The 17361-nt window shown below is 69.4% G+C and carries 8 protein-coding genes; 6 read left to right on the top strand and 2 right to left on the bottom strand.

Going from position 1 to position 17361, the window contains the following annotated elements:
- The first annotated feature begins 119 nt into the window (after positions 1-119).
- The 5 genes from AB0O28_RS15525 (at position 120) to AB0O28_RS15505 (ending at position 4788) form a co-directional block, all read left to right on the top strand.
- Positions 120-827 (top strand): MFS transporter, encoded by a 708-nt coding sequence (locus AB0O28_RS15525; RefSeq protein ID WP_363640429.1) that lies wholly within the window; start codon positions 120-122, stop codon positions 825-827.
- A complete protein-coding gene (locus AB0O28_RS15520; RefSeq protein WP_363640427.1) occupies positions 797-1417 on the top strand; it encodes an MFS transporter in 621 nt (206 codons plus the stop codon). The genes AB0O28_RS15525 and AB0O28_RS15520 overlap by 31 nt, the downstream gene beginning before the upstream one ends.
- 207 nt (positions 1418-1624) lie before the next feature.
- Positions 1625-2716, top strand: a complete 1092-nt coding sequence (locus tag AB0O28_RS15515) for a polysaccharide deacetylase family protein (protein WP_363640425.1) — start codon at positions 1625-1627, stop codon at positions 2714-2716.
- A 277-nt stretch (positions 2717-2993) separates the two neighbouring features.
- On the top strand, positions 2994-4031 hold the full coding sequence (locus AB0O28_RS15510; protein WP_363640423.1) for a polysaccharide deacetylase family protein: 1038 nt from the start codon (positions 2994-2996) through the stop codon (positions 4029-4031).
- Between the two features lie 145 nt (positions 4032-4176).
- A complete protein-coding gene (locus AB0O28_RS15505; protein WP_363640421.1) occupies positions 4177-4788 on the top strand; it encodes a Uma2 family endonuclease in 612 nt (203 codons plus the stop codon).
- Between the two features lie 71 nt (positions 4789-4859).
- Here AB0O28_RS15505 and AB0O28_RS15500 read toward each other — a convergent pair whose 3' ends face one another.
- Together AB0O28_RS15500 and AB0O28_RS15495 are read right to left on the bottom strand one after the other, a co-directional pair.
- Positions 4860-5252, bottom strand: coding sequence for a hypothetical protein (locus tag AB0O28_RS15500; protein WP_363640419.1), 393 nt, complete (start codon positions 5250-5252; stop codon positions 4860-4862).
- A gap of 92 nt (positions 5253-5344) precedes the next feature.
- Positions 5345-13624 carry a DNRLRE domain-containing protein gene (locus AB0O28_RS15495; RefSeq protein ID WP_363640417.1) on the bottom strand — a complete coding sequence of 2760 codons (8280 nt, stop codon included), beginning with the start codon at positions 13622-13624 and terminating at the stop codon, positions 5345-5347.
- A gap of 551 nt (positions 13625-14175) precedes the next feature.
- Between AB0O28_RS15495 and AB0O28_RS15490 the strand changes: the two genes are divergently transcribed.
- Positions 14176-17355, top strand: coding sequence for a penicillin acylase family protein (locus AB0O28_RS15490; RefSeq protein WP_363640415.1), 3180 nt, complete (start codon positions 14176-14178; stop codon positions 17353-17355).
- Positions 17356-17361 lie beyond the last annotated feature (6 nt).

Genomic DNA, 17361 nt, shown 5'->3' with positions numbered 1-17361 from the left:
CATGCCGCGGATCACCGCATTTTCGTGGTCGGCTGCACCGGCACGCGGCGGGGGTGTCGCCGGGCCGCCGCGGAAAACCGGTTGCCCCACGCCACCGCGAATTGTTGAGATCGCTGGTCGTGGCCGAGAACGCTGATCGCTCCCTGATGTCCCTCGCCCGGCGGCTGAGGCTGGACGTCAGCCCGCTGCGCGAGTTCCGCGATTTCCGTCTTCTGCTCGGCTCCGGACTGATCACGATGCTCGGCACGGTCATCACGACCGTGGCCGTGCCGTACCAGATGAAGCAGCTCACCGAGTCCTACGTCGCGGTGGGCCTGGTGGGCCTGGCCGAGTTCGTTCCGATGGTGGTGTGCGGCCTGTGGGGTGGCGCGATCGCCGACGCGCGCGACCGGCGCACGATTGTGATACTCAGCGAGGTGGGGTTGTGCCTGTCCTCGGTGCTGCTGCTCGTCAACGCGCTGCTGCCCCGGCCGCAGGTATGGGTGCTGTACGCCGCCGGGGCGCTGGCCGCCGGACTCGGCAGCGTACGCTCGCCCAGCGAGCAGGCGATGATCAATCGGGTGCTGCCGCTGGACCGGATGCCGGCGGCGTTCGCCCTCCAGGGCCTGGTCCGCAACGCCGCCATGATCGCCGGGCCGGCCGCGGGCGGTCTCATCGTGGCCTCGGTCGGTCCGGCCGTCTCCTACGCCGTCGACGTCGCCTCGTTCCTGCTGTCCCTCGTGCTGCTGGTCAGGGTCGGCGCCGTCCTCCGCGCAGAGGAGCCCACCCCCGCGTCGCTGCGCTCCTTGGTGGAGGCGTGCGGTACGCCCTGCGACGCCCCGACCTGATGGGCACCTATCTCGTGGACATCGCCGCGATGGCCTTCGCGAGCTCCACCGCGCTGTTCCCCTTCCTGGCCGAGGACCTCGGCGCGTCCAAGGCCGTCGGACTGCTGTACGCCGCCGGCGGCGTGGGCGCGGTGATCGCCTCACTGACCTCCGGCTGGACGGCCCACGTCCACCGGCATGGGCTCGCCGTAATCGTCTCGGCCACTGTGTGGGGTGTGGCCGTCGCACTCGCGGCGCTGATGCCCGAGATGTGGCTGGTTTTCCTGTTCCTCGCCGTCGCCGGGGGCGCCGACATGGTGAGCGGCCTGTTCCGCGGAACCATATGGAACCAGACGATCCCGGACTCCTATCGGGGACGGCTCGCCGGCATCGAACTGCTGTCCTACTCGACCGGGCCGATGCTGGGCGACGCTCGGGCGGGGTTCATGGCCCAGCTCGGCGGCGCCCGCTTCTCCTTGGGACTGGGCGGTCTGTTCTGTGTGGCCGCGGTCGGCCTGATGACGGCCGCGTTGCCCAGGTTCCGCGGCTACGACGCGAGGACCGATGAGCACGCGCTCGCACTCCGCCCCCCGGAATCCGCGACGGCCTGAAATGTTCATCGGCGTTCCGGCGGTGTGACGCGCTTGACGGCTCACCGCTGTGAAATGTTTCCAAGAATCTTTGACACGTTTCAACGGCGCTTCCCAGAATGATGCCCCGGCGACCCCGGGGGCCGGGCGGCGCCCGCCTCGCACGGTGATGCGCCACCTGGCCTGTCCCTCGATGCCCGATCAGGGCCTCTGACTGGAGGAGCAGACATGGCCGACAGCGCCGTGCCCATCGCAAAACGTCCCGGTCTACGCAAGACACTCGCCGCGGCACTCGCGGGCGTCGCCGCCGCGGCACTGGCGACCGTGGCCGTGTCCGCCGCACCCGCCCACGCCGCCGACTGCAGCGGCGGATACGTCGGACTGACCTACGACGACGGACCCAACCCCAGCAACACCACCAACCTGCTCAACACCCTGAAGGCCAACGGCCTGCGCGCCACCTTCTTCAACATCGGCCAGAACGCCGCCGCCAACCCGTCCCTCGTCCGAGCCCAGATCGACGCGGGCATGTGGGTCGGCAACCACAGCTACACCCACCCCCACCTCACCCAGATGAACAGCTCCCAGATCCAGTCGGAGCTGCAGCGCACCCAGCAGGCCATCCAGCAGGCTCTCGGCACCGCGCCCAAACTGTTCCGCCCGCCCTACGGCGAGACCAACTCCACCCTCAAGTCCGTCGAACAACAACTCGGCCTCAGAGAAATCATCTGGGACGTCGACTCCCAGGACTGGAACGGCGCCAGCACCTCGGCAATCGTCCAAGCCGCCGGCCGCCTGCAGAACGGCCAGATCATCCTCATGCACGACCAATACGCCACCACCGTCCAAGCCATCCCCCAGATCGCCGCCAACCTCCGCAGCCGCAACCTCTGCGCCGGCATGATCTCCCCCTCCACCGGCCGCGCCGTCGCCCCCGACGGCGGCACCCCGGTATCCCCGTCCCCGTCCCCGTCCCCGTCGAGCCCGCAGTCCCCCAGCCCCAGCCCCACGCTCACGCCCGGAACGGGCGGATGCACCGCGACGATGGAGACCGTGAACGCCTGGGGCGGCGGGTTTCAGTCCAACGTCACGGTGCGCGCGGGCGGTTCGGCGATCAGAGGCTGGACGGTGACCTGGAGCTGGCCCGGCTCCCAGTCCATCAGCCAGTTGTGGGGAGGCCTCCAGTCCGGCTCCGGCTCCTCCGTCAGCGTGCGCAACGATTCCTGGAACGGCAGCCTGGGGGCAAGCGCCTCCACCACCTTCGGCTTCGTCGCCAACGGCACCGCCGCGACCCCGGCCCTGACCTGCAGCGCGTCCTGACGGACACGGCGACAGCAGGTGCTGGACGGCCGTGCGGCGGGCAGGGGCGGCTCCTCACCGTACGGCCGTCGCGGCTTCTTGGCATGAAAACTTCATCGAGTGTTTCGGCAGTTCATCGGCGACTCAACCGCTTCAGCCACTGAAATGTTTCTAAGAATCTTTGACATGTTTCAGTGTCGCTCCCCAGAATGTTGCCCCGGCGAACCCCCTGGGCCGGGCGGTGCTCCCCTACCGCTGAGCAGCGCCGTCCGGCCCTTTCCTGACTGGAGGAGCAGACATGGCCGACAGCGCCGTGCCCATCGCAAAACGTCCCGGTCTACGCAAGACACTCGCCGCGGCACTCGCGGGCGTCGCCGCCGCGGCACTGGCGACCATGGCCGTGTCCGCCGCACCCGCCCACGCCGCCGACTGCAGCGGCGGATACGTCGGCCTCACCTACGACGACGGCCCCAACCCCAGCAACACCACCAACCTGCTCAACACACTCAAAGCCAACGGCCTACGCGCCACCTTCTTCAACATCGGCCAAAACGCTCAGAACAACCCCTCACTCGTCCGAGCCCAGGTCGACGCCGGCATGTGGGTCGGCAACCACAGCTACACCCACCCCCACCTCACCCAGATGAACAGCTCCCAGATCCAGTCGGAGCTCCAGCGCACCCAGCAGGCCATCCAGCAGGCCACCGGATCGGCTCCCAAACTGTTCCGGCCCCCGTACGGCGAGACCAACTCCACCCTCAAGTCCGTCGAACAGCAGCTCGGCCTCAGAGAAATCATCTGGGACGTCGACTCCCAGGACTGGAACGGCGCCAGCACCTCGGCAATCGTCCAAGCCGCCGGCCGCCTGCAGAACGGCCAGATCATCCTCATGCACGACCAATACGCCACCACCGTCCAGGCGATCTCCCAGATCGCCGCCAACCTCCGCAGCCGCAACATGTGCGCCGGCATGATCTCCCCCACCACCGGCCGCGCCGTCGCCCCCGACGGCGGCAGCGGCGGCCCGACCGGACAGCCGACCGCCTCCCCCACGAACCCCGGCGGTGGCGGTAGCTGCACCGCGACGCTGTCCGCCGGCCAGTCGTGGGGCGACCGCTACAACCTCAACGTCTCGGTCAGCGGCTCCAGCAACTGGACGGTGACCATGAACGTGCCGTCCCCGGCGAAGATCCTCTCCACCTGGAACATCAGCGCCAGCTATCCCAGCTCTCAGGTGCTCACCGCCAAGCCCAACGGCAGCGGCAACAACTGGGGCGTGACCATCCAGCACAACGGCAACTGGACCTGGCCGACGGTCTCCTGCCGGGTCGGCTGACCTCCGCATCGGGGTGCGGCGCTCTTCCGGGAGAGCGCCGCACCCCTTGTCGTCCGCTCGCCCCACTGCGAACGTACGAGTGTTCCGGAACGGTGCCAGCGGGGAAACACATCGCGAGGCGCTCACGCGTTGCTACGGTGGGCGCATGACGGCAGAGGCATGGAGCGAAGCGCCATTGAGTGACACGCACGGTCTCCCGAGCTGGATCTTCCCTCCGGCGGAGGGCTTCACGGCGGCCGATCTCGATCACATGCCGCAACTTCCTGCGCACACAGAGTTGATTGATGGAAGCTTGGTCTTCGTGAGCCCCCAAGCCTCCTTTCACAGCCTCATGCTGTTCCTCCTCGAGCGGGAACTGCGCCGGTTCTGCCCCGCCCACCTGCGCGTGCGCCGTGAGATGAGCGTCGTCCTCGGGCTTCGCCAAAGGCCCGAGCCCGATCTGGTGATCCTTCGCGCCGAGGCGGTGAAGGGGCCGAGTGAGACCTCGTACGAGGCGGGCGATGTGCTCATGGCCGTCGAGGTCGTCTCGCCCGACTCGGAGGAGCGGGACCGCAAGCGCAAGCCGCAGCTCTATGCCGAGGCGGGGATCGCGCACTTCTGGCGCATCGAGAACCAGGCCGGGCGGCCCACGGTCTACGTGTACGAACTCGACCCGGCCACCACGGCATACGCGCTGACCGGGATCCACCACGACCGGCTCAAGCTGGCGGTGCCCTTCGACGTGGACATCGACCTCACCGAGATCGACGCTCTCTGAACTCCGTACGACGGGCCGGGCGCTCCCCGGCAGCCGAGTCGTCGTACGGCCGGAGGGCGCAGGCGCCGGCGTCAGCCGCAGATGCTTTTCGCGTACTCCTCGAACTGACTTCTCGTGAGAGTCTCCCCCGGGTATCCGCCGGCGATCTGGCCCGGCTTCAGCTCGTTCAATTCCTCCATGGTGAAGGGCGACTGCCCGAAGCCCATCTCCTTACCCGAGCCGGGCCAGGCCATGAGGCGGTAGGTGATGCCGGGTGTCAGCCGGGGATCACCGGAGAGAAGGGTCCAGTCCGGTCCCGGTGACTCCAGGTTCAGCGTGGCGAAGTGGTCGCGGCCCTTCGTGGTGGTGAACTTCGCCACCGGTCTCTCGGACTCCTTCTCCTCTATCGACACCGTGATCCGGCGGGGCGAGGAGTCGTCGCACCAGGTGACGGCGACGGAGGGGGCGCCGTCCTCGGACCTCATGACGCTGACCGCGCCCCCCTCTCGCTGCGTGCACGCGGCGAGCACGGCCATAAGCGTGAAGGTGGCCGCGACGGCGGGGAGGAATCGGCCCCCTAACATTGCGTGTAGCCTCCCTCCTTCCATCCGGCCTGCTGCTCGAACTTGTTCCCGCAGGGATCGGAGCCTTCCAGGAAGTAGAGGATAGCGAAGGCGTACCATGCGCCCGTCATATCCGCGTAGTAATGCCACTGCTGAGCGTGATGATATTCGTGGTGCAGCAGGTCCCGGTGCTTGGCATCCAAAGCGACACTCTCGGGCAGCTTGGTCAGGAACACATCTCCGATGGTGTAACCGATGCGGCCACTCGGGAACAGATAGTCGGGCAGGCCCCCGCAGACGAACAGGCCCGAAGCAGCCTTACAGGGACTATGGAAGGACCCCATCGCCCATTCCACAAGCATTCCGTCGAGCTCCTTTATCTCGACGGTGCCATAGAACTTCAACACCCCGGTGCCCACTGACACGAAGGTCCGTATCAGAACTTCGGCCGCCTTGGCGAGGCCGGTCTTGAACTTGTCCCATACCCATTTGGCGCCCGACTCGAGCTGACTGCAGCCCATGCCGGTGACCACCTTGCAGAACGCGCTCCTGACCTCCTGCCACCCCTTCTTGGAGAAGGCCGCTTTGAGCCTGGTCATGAAGCCCTCGTCCTTGCCCGCGGGCAGCAGCGCCGCCAGGTCGACCTTCCCGTCCTTGGAGATCTTGACGTTCTTGACGATTTTGTACATCAGGTCGAGCTGGCTGTCGTCGAGCCTCGGGTCGTACGCCGTCATGTAGGCGTCCCGGCGTACCGCTGACATATCCCAATAGCCCTTGGGCGCCTCGTAGCCGTTCGGCATGACGCCGAGTTCCTTGGCCCGCTCGTCGGTGAACTTCGGCTGCGTGGCCAGGTATTCGGGCGAGTAGATGTAGTTGATCCACCAGTTCCAGGCGGCGTCGGTCATGTAGCAGGTGTCGCCGCTGCACACGTATCCGCCGCAGGCGTAGCCGGCGAGGCAGACCTCGACACTGGAGTGCCCGGTGGGGTCGGCCCTGGTGAGGGGCGTGGCATCGCCGTAGGTGTAGCGGTTGGCCCGGACGGAGGGAACCGGGTCCAGAGTCGCGGTGTCGCGCGAGGCGAAGGTGCCGCTGCCGGGCTGGTACCAGCGGGCCGCCATGCCGACCTTCCCGGTGCCCGGATCGGTGTAGCCGCCCTGGTAGCCCAGATCATGCCTGGTTCCTGCCTGGGCGACGACCTGTCCGAAGGGGTCGTAGGCGGCGGAGTCCGCCAGGCTCGTCCCCTGGGCGGCGAAGGTGCCGACGAGGTCGCCGTGCAGGTCGGTCAGGGCCAGCGCGGGCCCGGCGGCGCCGGAGACGCCGAGCAGGTTGCCCAGGGCGTCGCGCCCGAACGCCTGCTTCGTGGCGCCGTCGGCGCCGGTGATCGTCAGCAGGTTGCCGGTCAGCCCGTCGTAGGTGAGGCGTTCGGTGTCCTGGCCCTTGGCACGGGTGGTCATCCGGTCCAGCGCGTCGTAGCCGTACTGAACGTCCTCGTCCTGCACCAGCCGGTCGAAGGCGTCGAACTTGGTGATCGAGACGCGGCCGTCGGTGTTCTTCTCCGCGAGCGTGCCCCGGGCGGTGTAGGTGTAGGTGCTGCCGCCCCCGGAGACGAGGCGGTTGCGCTCGTCGTAGGTGTAGGTGGCGTCACCGGCCCGGATCCGGTTGCCGGCCGCGTCCCAGCCGTAGTCCGTGGTCTTCCCGTCCGGCGCGGTCCAGGAGGTGAGCCGCCCGGCCCAGTCGTAGGTGTAGGTGTTGGCGCCCGCGCCGGCCGTGCCGCTGGTGGTCTTGGAGACCATGTTGTCGTCGCGGTCGTAGCCGTACTCGGTGGTCGCGATCCCGCCTCCCGAGCCCGACTTCAGCTCGTCCTTGATCAGCCGGTTCAGGGGGTCGTAGGAGAAGGTACGGCTCGCGCCGCCCTCGCCGTAGCCCAGGCTGGTGAGCCGTGAGGCGCGGTCGTACCCGTACCCGACCGTCGTCCCGCTCACCGGGTCGGTGGTCTGGGTGAGCCGGTCGTCGCCGTCCCAGGAGAAGGACGCCGTCCCGGTCGCCCCGAGGCGCTGGGTCAACCGGCCGTTGGCGTCGTAGCCGTAGGCGTTGAGGTCGCCGCCCGTACCCGTCACCTTGAGCAGCAGACCGCGGTCGTTGTAGGCGAACGCGAGGTCGCCGGCGCTGGTCAGGTGGCCCGCCAGGTCGTAGCCGAAGGTCTTGTCGGCGGTGGCCGCCTCGGCGCCGGTGCCGGTCTGCTTCGTGAGCCGGTTCAGCTCGTCGAATGTGCGGGTGATCCGCACGCCTCCGGGCGCGATCTCCGTGACCGGGTTGCCGGCGCCGTCGTACATCGTGGTCCAGGTGCGGTCCGCCGCGCCTGAGTGTGCGGCGGTCGAGGGTTCGATGACCGACTCGACCAGGTTGAGTGCGTTGTAGGTGGAAATTGTGGAGTTTCCGCGCCCGTCGGTGACCCGGGTGCGCGATCCGATCGCGTCGTAGCCGAAACGGGTGGTGATCGTCTCGTCGGCGGAGACCGGCTCTTCGAGCTCGACAAGGCGGTTGCCCGCGTCATAGACCTGGCGGGTGACGTGGCCTTCGGGCGTGGTCTGGCTGATCAGGTTGCCCACGGCGTCGTAGCCGAGCGCCTGGGTGCGGAGCAGGTCCCCGGAGGGGGAAAGCTCCTTGATCGCCACCTTGCGGCCCGCCCGGTCGTACTCGTTGACCGTGCTCGTTCCGGTGGGCGTCGTCGCCTTGGCCGGTCGCCCGGCGAGGTCGTAGGCGAAGGTGCTGGTGTTGCCCACCGCGTCGGTCTCGGCCGTGACGGCGCCCGCCGCGTCGTATTCGCGCGTCAGGACGTCCCCGGCGGGGCGGGTCTGCCTGACGACCCGGCCGCCGGCGTCGTACTCCAGCCGCGTGACGTAGACGGCCGCGCTCGGCCGCCGCTCGATGACCGTCTTGGTGATCTCACGTCCCAGGTCGTCGTAGGTCGACTCGGTGCGCGCGCCCGTCGGGTCGATCGTCGACAGCAGCTCTCCCGCCAGGTCGTAGGCGTAGGTCCATTCACCGGCGGCCGCGGAGCCGGCCTTCGGATCGGTGACCCGCACACGGCGGCCGAGTCCGTCGAACACCGCCGTGGTGACCTGACCGCGCTCGTCGGTGGCGCTGACCTGCTGCCCGGCCGCGTCATAGCCGTACCTGACGACCGGGGTGATCGCCGTTCCTCCCGGTGGCGCGTAGGTGGGCTTGGACGCGGAGGTCAGCCGTCCCGCCCTGTCGTACGTCGCGAGCGAGGCACGGCCCTCCGGGTCCACGACGTTCGTGAGCTCCCCGCCGGTGTCGTAGCCCATCTTGGCCGTGGGCCGGGTGCGGGCCGGCGTCGCGCCGCCGCGTTCCACCATGACGGGCGGGTAGGCGGCTTCCACCGCCCGCTCGGCCACGTCATAGCGGATGGTCGTCGTGTAGTCGTCCGCGTCCGCCCCGGGCCGGTTGCCGCGAGGATCGGTGATGCCCACGGTCAGGCCGCGGTCGTCGACCGCGTAGGTGGTCACCAGGTCCTCGTCGTCGCCCCGGACCGTCTTGCGCACCGGCTTGTCGAGCTTGTCGTACTCGAACTCGGTGACCTCCGTACGGTCCGCTCCGGCCGCGTTCTGGCCGATCTCGGTGATGTTGTCGTTGGCGTCGTACTTGTAAGTGGTCGTGCGGGCCAGCTTCGCGGGGTCGAGGGTCTTGGAGACCAGCCGGCCGGCCGCGTCGTAGGTCGCGTCGACCCGGGCGAGGCCGCCGTCGGTGACCTGTCTGGTCAGGTTGCCGGCCGCGTCGTAGACGTCCTCTTCGAGCACCACGTCGGCGCCGGTCGCGGCCCCGTTGAGCCGGGCACTCTTGGCGATCTTCTGGGCCTGGCTGTCGTCCGCGTAGTAGGTGAACGCCGTGGTCCGGCCCATGGCGTCGGTCCTGCTCGCCAGCCTTCCCGCCGGGTCGTAGGCGAGGGACTCGACGACGACGTCCGCGGCGGCGGCCGGGGCCACCGGGCTGCCGGTCCAGCCGGCCAAGGTCGTGGTCGCGAGCTCGTCGCGGGCGGTGTAGGCGTAGTGATAGACGCTGCCGCGCTCGTCGGTGAAACTCGTCTTGCGGCCCTTGTGGTCGTAGGCGTACCGCTTGACGCCGCCCTCGGGCCCGGTGACGGTCTCGACGCGCCCATAGTCGTCGTAGGTGTAGGTGGTCGTCCGTGCGGGGTCGCCGCCGGTGAGGTCCGCCGACACCTCGGTCAGCTTGTTCCCGTCGGCGTCGTAGGTCGTGCGCTGCTCGCTGGTGTGGGTCGTCCCGGTGACCTCGTTCCTGACGCCGGCCCCGGTGGTGCGGACCAGCCGCCCGACCGGGTCGTAGCCGTACGAGGTGGTCACCCCGCCGGGGACCGCCGACGAGATCTTCGTCGTGGCCGTCACCCTGCCGACGGAGTCATGGGTGAACTTCATGACCAGCCCGGACGCCTGCGTCGTCGTCGCGAGGTCGCCGGCCGAGGTGTAGGCGAGAGTGGTCGTGTTGCCCTTGCGGTCGGTCTGCGTCTTGAGCAGCCCGGCCGGGGTCGTGCCGCCGCCCACGGCCGCCTCGGTGCCGTCGGTGTACGTCCAGCTCGCCGACCGCCCCGCGGGGAATCCGGGGGTCGGCGGCCCGGTCAGCTTGATCCTGTCACCGTGCTCGTCGTACTCGACTCTCGTGAGGTAGGTGTCGTCGGCGGGGCCCGACGAGCGGGCCTCGCGGATCTCGACCGGCTGATCGTTACGGGGATCGAACAGGTCGTCCCCGTTCACGTGGTAGGTGCGATACTCCGTGCCGCACGAGCCTGCCGTCCTGCAGACGGTCTTCGCCAGCACGTTCCCGCGCCCGTCGTTGACCGACTGCCGGACGTTGCCGTTCGGGTCGGTGACCTTGGCGAGGAACCCGCCGGTGTCGTAGTCGAACGTCGTCTTCTTGCCGAGCTGGTCGGCGGAGGAGACGAGCCTGTCGCCACGCGAGGCGTCGCTGACGTACGTGAGCGCGCCGTTGTGCGGGTCGGTCACGGTGATCGTGGCCAGGGACGCCCCGGTGGAGTCCTTCGCGTACGCGGGGGACGACAGCTTCCACAGGCCGCCGTTCGCGTCGGTGTGGGTCAGCAGGCGTCCGCCGTCGGCGGCGTAGGTGTTCACCGCACCGACACGGCCCGACGCCTTAGTGATCTTCGTGAGCTGGTGCCGGACCTGCCGGGTGCGGTAGTGGGTGCGGATCTGCTCCTGGCGCAGCGGCTTGTTGTAGACGGCGACCTCGTCGATCGAGCCGGCGAAGGGGAAGGGCCGGCTGGAGCTCACGGTGCCCGGCCAGGAGGAGGAGCCGAAGCCGTACCCGATCCGGGTGTCCCACTGGCCCAGGTGCGAGATCTGCTGGGCCAGGGTGCCCACCTGCTGGCCGTCCAGGTAGAGGGTCTGGGTGGTCCTGGCGCCCGACAGCGCCACGTGGTGCCAGTTTCCGTCGTTGACGGCCGTGGCGGAGGTGATCGGAGCGACGGTCCCGGTCCAGAACTGGCCGCGGAGTCTGCCGTCGGTGCCCACGTAGATCGCCGGCGTGTACACGCTCGGCGCGTCGGTCGCGGAGTTCTGGTAGCCGAGGATGGTGCCCGAGCCGGTCGTCTTGAACCACGCCTCGATCGTGGTGTCGCCGCCGAGCCCGTTGATCACTCCGGCCGGCAGGGAGACGTACGCCGAGCCGGTCGCGCCCTTGAAGGTCATCGCGGTGTCGGACGAGCCGTCCAGCGGGGCCTGCGTGCCGCCGGCGGCGTCCGCGGTGCTCCCGGCGATCTTCGCGTCGTCGACGCCGGAGATCGACTTCATCGCGTTGGCGATCACGCTGCCGACGCCGGTGCCGGTCTCGTTCAGCCGCCAGTATCCGACGGGCCTGCCGTCGATGACCGAACTGCGGTACTGGGAGCGGTCGCCGTACTCGTAGCGGGCACAGGCGCCGGCCGGCGCCGGCGGGCAGACCTTGACGAGATAGTCCCCGTCATAGGCGTAGGTCCAGGTGATCGGGGCGCCGTCCACCGCGTCGGAGACCACACCGGTCACGTGCCCCCCGCTCCAGGTGAAGGTGAGCGACCTGCCGCCCGTCGCGACGACCTTGGACAGCTTGCCGTCACCGCCGTACTGAAGGGTCTGCGTGCGCCCCCGGCTGTCGGTGACCTTGACCAGCCTTCCCGCGGAATCGAACCAGTAAGAGGTGGACTCCTTGTCCATCAGCCGCCACCCGCCCCCGCTCTGGGTGGCCAGCGTGGCGTAGGTGCCCGCGGGAGACGCGTAGGTGCCGTCGCCCTTCTCGGCGAACCGCCACTGCCGCCCGTCCGGGTAGGTGATCAGGACAGTGGACCTGAGCGGCTCGTTCTCCAGCCTGGTGTCCCACCGAGTGGTCCAGCCCGCCCCGAACGCGCCGTCGGTGCGCGGGTCCAGGCTGTTGTAGGTGCGCACCACCGACAGCGGCGGCCCCACCGTGGCGACCGTGAGGTCGGTCTCGGTGTGGGTGTAGTTGCCGGTGACATGGTCGAATTCACGGCCGCCCGTGCCCGCGGCCAGCAGGGCGTTGATCGAGTCCTGCTCCGGGACGGTGGTGAAGCTGCGCCACGACGACGTCGCGGTGGCCGCGCTGGTCGCCGCCTGCGCGTACCACCAGTAGGTCTTGCCCCACTTCAGCTTGCCGGACGGGACCGTCCACGCGCCCTTCACCCACGTCGACGACTCGCACCAGGTCCAGTCGTCCTTGGGGCCGGCGCAGACCTGGTACCAGTACGACGTCGCCGCCTCACCGGGCGTCCGCGCGTAGGCGGACAGGGCCGGGGTGAGCGACCCGGACTGGGTGTTGTCCGCCGGGGTGAACTGCTGGAACGAGACGGTGTCCAGCGGCATGTCCGTCACCCGCGCCGTCTGCCAGTCCGACCACGCGGAGTAGGCCGCGCCGTCGTAGGCCCGCGCCCGGTACTGGATCGTCTGCCCGTCCGACAGCTTGCCCGCCGGTACGGCCACCGTCGCCTTGCCGCCCGCGGCGACCCCGCTGGCGGTGCCGTTCCACACCAGGGAGGTGCCCACCTGCACCTGGAACTCCCCGCTGAGGCTGTTGCCGTCCGCGTCCGACAGCACGGCCGACAGCACCGGCGTCAGCGAGGTCACCACCCCGCCCGTCTCCGCCGTCACCGTGGGAGCGACCTGCGGGGCCGCCACCGTGGGCGCGGTGTTCGGCGGCTGGTAGGTGACGGTCAGCTCCGGGTCTCTGGACGATTCGACCGACGCGAAGGTCCGCGTCTGGCTGCTCGTCCCCTCCGGGCCGGTCAGCCGCACTCCGTAGTTGCCGTAGCTGCCGGAGACCCACCCTTTCGTCATCGTGGTGACGTCCCATTTCATCGCCTTGGGATTGGAGCTGCCGCAGGACGACGGGGAGACGTTCACCCCGGAAACGCCCGACCGCTCCGCCGACGGCTGGTCGTACCAGGCGATGTCCGACCACCACGACGACGTCACCCTGGAGGCCGTCACAGAAACGCTGCTACACGCGTTGGACGAGGAGTTCCACAGCTTCATCTCCGCGGCGGTCACCGTGGCGCCCGAGGGAACGGACGACAAATCGAACCGCAGGAACGCCCGGTCCCGCACATAGCTGGTGGGAATCTCGTACGTATTGGCGCTCGTGCCGACCCAGAGCGAGGAGGAGGACGGGGAACCGGATCCGAGCTGGTAAGTCCCGTCCTGGTAGACCGTCGTCTCCACGTACGTGTCCGTGCTGACGGAAGCGGTGATCTGAGTGGTCAGCGTCCCGTTGCCGTTGGCGTAGGTCCGGGAGTTCTCGGTGGTGGCGCTCTCGACCAGGACCTGGGACTTGGTGCGCCGCGCGGTCTCCAGAGCGGCGGCGACCGCCGTCTCCGCCTTCGCCGGCTCCGTCTTCTTCACGGACTTCCCGGTGTAGGGGGCGGGCGACGGTTTCAGCTCCGCCGGTAAGGGCGGAGGGGAGGCGAACCCGCCCTTGGCCGGCTCGCCGGGCGTCGTGTGGCGCTCGTCGAGCGGCAGGCCGCCCGAGGGCCGCTCCGCCTTCTCCCGTGACGGGGACACGCCCGCCGCCCGGGTGGCGGCGGAGTCGACGAGGTGCGGCAGCCCCGCGGCGGATCCGGACAGCTGAACGGGCGGCTCCGCCGCGGAGTCCGCCGAGGACACGGGCGCCTCGAGCGTCGTGCGCAGTGTCTGCGCCGCGGCGGGAGAGACCGTGAGCTGCACGATCCCCGGCAGGGCCGCCACCATGGCCAGCATCTGGACCCTGGCGTGCCATCGGCCACGCCGAGATCGTGGTCGTGCCGAGGCCAGGCGCCCGGATGACCCGCGCCCCTGCGACGCCGTCACCGACTGGAAACGCGCACGGCGAAAAAGGCGCACTGGTCCCCCTGCAATCCCGGTCCGGAAAAAGAGAAATCCCACACAGCCGTTCCAGCGCCCTGAGAATTTCATCCGCCAGACCGGTGACTCATATAACCGACCGGAATCTACCGGCGCGAAATCATCGACGTCCACCCGGAGATAACGTGATCTGCACCATATAGATAATCAGGCTTTTCTCTAGGTTTTATCTAGAAGACACAGCCGGAACGGCCTCCGGTGAATTCGGGAAGCGGCCGCCCTCCCCGGTCTCCCGGCGCCCGGCACGCCGGCTGTGATCAGGTGGGCGGACGCGATCATCGGGAAGTGGGCATTGCCCCTCCGATTGCCCGCGCGTATCGTCCGGAGTTGAGCACTACTCACATTCACGCGCGTGAACGGCACCACCGGTCCCTTCACCCCCCGACACCGCGAAGGGAAGTTCCCCGATGCACGCGCGCATTCGACGGGCGATCACCGCTGCCGCCGCGCTGGCCCTGGTCGCGATCGGCCTGCCGGCGGCACCTGTCACCGCCGCCCCCTACTACCCGCCCGACGACTACTGCCTCGGCCAGTGCGCGGACATTCTGCCGCCCGGTCAGAACGGCAACGCCACCCTCGTGGACATCCTGGGCAACCAGGCCCTCGGCACCTACCCCGCCCACAGCAGGGACCAGCTCGGCAGGTACGCCGACCTGATCTCGGGCTACACCGGCCTGACCGGCGAGCAGATCTCCGCGTTCTTCGACGACAGCGCGTTCGGCGTGCCGGCGGACCAGGTCCAGAGCACGGTGAGCCCGCGGTCGGACGTCACCATCGTCCGTGACAAGGCCACCGGCGTCCCGCACATCACCGGCACCACCCGCGGCGGCACCATGTTCGGCGCCGGGTACGCCGGCGCGCAGGACCGCCTGTGGCTGATGGACCTCATGCGTCACGTCGGCCGGGGTGAGCTGACGCCGTTCGCGGGCGGCGCCGCCGGCAACAGAGAGCTGGAGCAGAGCGTCTGGCGCAACTCCCCCTACACCGAAGCCGATCTTCAAGCCCAGGTCGACCGGTTGAAGACCGCCGGACCCCGGGGCGCCCAGCTCTACGCAGACGTGCAGAACTACGTCGCCGGGATCAACGCGTACATCGACCACTGCATGGCCGCCCGCGACTGCCCCGGCGAGTACGTGCTGACCGGCCACCTGGACGCGATCACGAACGCGGGCGGCCCGGAGGACTTCCGGATAACCGACCTGATCGCCGTCTCCGGCGTGATCGGCGGCCTGTTCGGCGGTGGCGGCGGCGCCGAGATGCAGTCCGCCCTCGTACGCGTGGCCGCCCGGGCGAAGTACGGCGCCGCCGAGGGCGACCGGGTCTGGGCGGCCTTCCGCGCGCAGAACGACCCGGAGACCGTGCTGACCCTGCACGACGGGCAGAGCTTCCCCTCCGGAACGGCCCCGGCCGGCGCGACCGGGGTGGTGCTGCCCGACGCGGGCACGACCGCGCCGGTCGACATCACGGCCAACGAGACCGGCACCGCGACGTCCGCGACCACGCAGGTCAGAAGCGCGCTGACCGGGCTGACGGTCGACAACTCCAAGCCCAGCATGTCCAACGCCATCGTGGTCTCGGCCGGGAAGGCGACCGGCGGCCATCCGATCGCCGTGTTCGGCCCGCAGACCGGCTACTTCGCGCCGCAGCTGCTCATGCTGGAGGAGCTGTCCGGACCCGGCATCCGCGCACGCGGAGCGGCCTTCGCCGGGCTGAGCCTCTACGTGCTGCTCGGCCGGGGCACCGACTACGCCTGGAGCGCCACCTCCGCCGCCGAAGACATCACCGACACGTACGCGGTGACCCTGTGCGACCCGGGCGGCGGCACGCCCACGGTCTCGTCGGACCACTATCTCTACCACGGCGCCTGCACGCCGATGGAGACGCTGAAGAAGACCAACTCCTGGAAGCCCACCACGGCCGACTCCACCGCCGCCGGGTCGTACGACCTGGTCGTCAAGCGCACCAAGTATGGCCTGGTGACCTGGCGGGGCACGGTCGGCGGCGTGCCGACGGCGTTCACGACGCTGCGCTCGACCTATCAGCACGAGGCGGACTCCGCGATCGGCTTCCAGATGTTCAACGACCCGGCCGAGATGGGCTCGGCCGCCGCCTTCCGCGACTCGGCCTCGAAAATCGGCTTCGCGTTCAACTGGTTCTACGTGAACTCCTCCGACGCCGCGTACTACACCTCCGGCCACGTCCCCGTACGGTCGGCGGTGTCCGATCCGAACCTGCCGATGACGGGCGACGCCGCACACGAGTGGATCGGCTTCGACCCGGCTGCCAACGCGGCGTCCTACGTCCCGCCCTCGGCGCACCCGCAGGCGGTCAACCAGGACTACTTCGTGAGCTGGAACAACAAGCAGGCAAAGGACTTCGGCGCGGCCGACGGCAACTTCAGCTTCGGCCCGGTCCACCGGGCCGACCTGCTCGACGTGCCGGTGAAGGCGGCCCTGTCCGCGGGCACCCTCGACCGCGCCGGGGTCGTGAAGATCATGGCGTCGGCCGCGACGACCGACCTGCGCGGGTGGAAGGTGCTGCCGGAGCTGCTGCGCGTGATCAACAGCGCGTCCGTCTCCGACCCCGCCCTCGCCTCGGCCGTCTCCAAGCTGTCCGCCTGGGCCGCCGCGGGCGCCAAGCGGGAGGAGACCGCCAAGGGCAGCAAGACCTACGCGCACGCCGACGCCATCCGGATCTTCGACGCGTGGTGGCCGAAGCTGGTCCGGGCGCAGTTCCGGACCGGGCTCGGCGGCGGGCTCTACCAGGCGCTGGTCAACGCGCTGCAGATCAACGAATCACCGTCCGGGCACCAGCAGGGCGACGTCTCCACGCTGCCCGGCTCGGCCACCGAGGCCCAGCCCCACAAGGGTTCGTCATTCCAGTACGGCTGGTGGGGCTACGTGGACAAGGACATCCGGGCCGTGCTGGGCGATCCGGTCGCCGCTCCCCTGCCGGCGAAATACTGCGGCGCCACCGTCGCGGCCTGCCGCACGGTCCTGCTGGACAGCCTGTCGGCGGCGCTGGCCGAACCGGCGGCGACGACCTACCCGGGTGACGACTCCTGCTCGGCGGGCGACCAGTGGTGTGCCGACGCCATCCGCCAGTCGCCTCTCGGCGGCGTCAAGCAGGCGCTGATCTCCTGGCAGAACCGGCCGACCTTCCAGCAGGTCGTCTCGTTCCCCGCGCACCGCGGCGACGACGTGAGCGATCTCGCCCTGGGCCGTACGGCGAGCGCGTCCAGCACCCAGGGCTCCAACAGTGCGGCGAAGGCCGTCGACGGGGACCCGGGCAGCCGGTGGGCCAGCGGGTGGAGCGACAACCAGTACATTCAGGTCGATCTCGGCTCGGCGAAGACCGTGGGACGCGTGATCCTGCGCTGGGAGGCGGCCTACGGCTCGTCGTACCGGATTCAGACCTCGGCCGACGGCACCACGTGGACCACCGTCGCGCAGACGACCACGGGCGACGGCGGTGTGGACAACGTCACGTTCGCGCCGGTCGGCGTGCGATACGTGCGGATGCAGGGCGTCAAGCGCGCCACCGGCTACGGCTACTCGCTGTACTCCTTCGAGGTGTACGGCGCGTAGGACGAC

This window comes from Microbispora sp. NPDC088329, assembly GCF_040685655.1.
GTDB lineage: Bacteria > Actinomycetota > Actinomycetes > Streptosporangiales > Streptosporangiaceae > Microbispora.
This window is presented reverse-complemented; position numbering and strand designations above follow the sequence as displayed.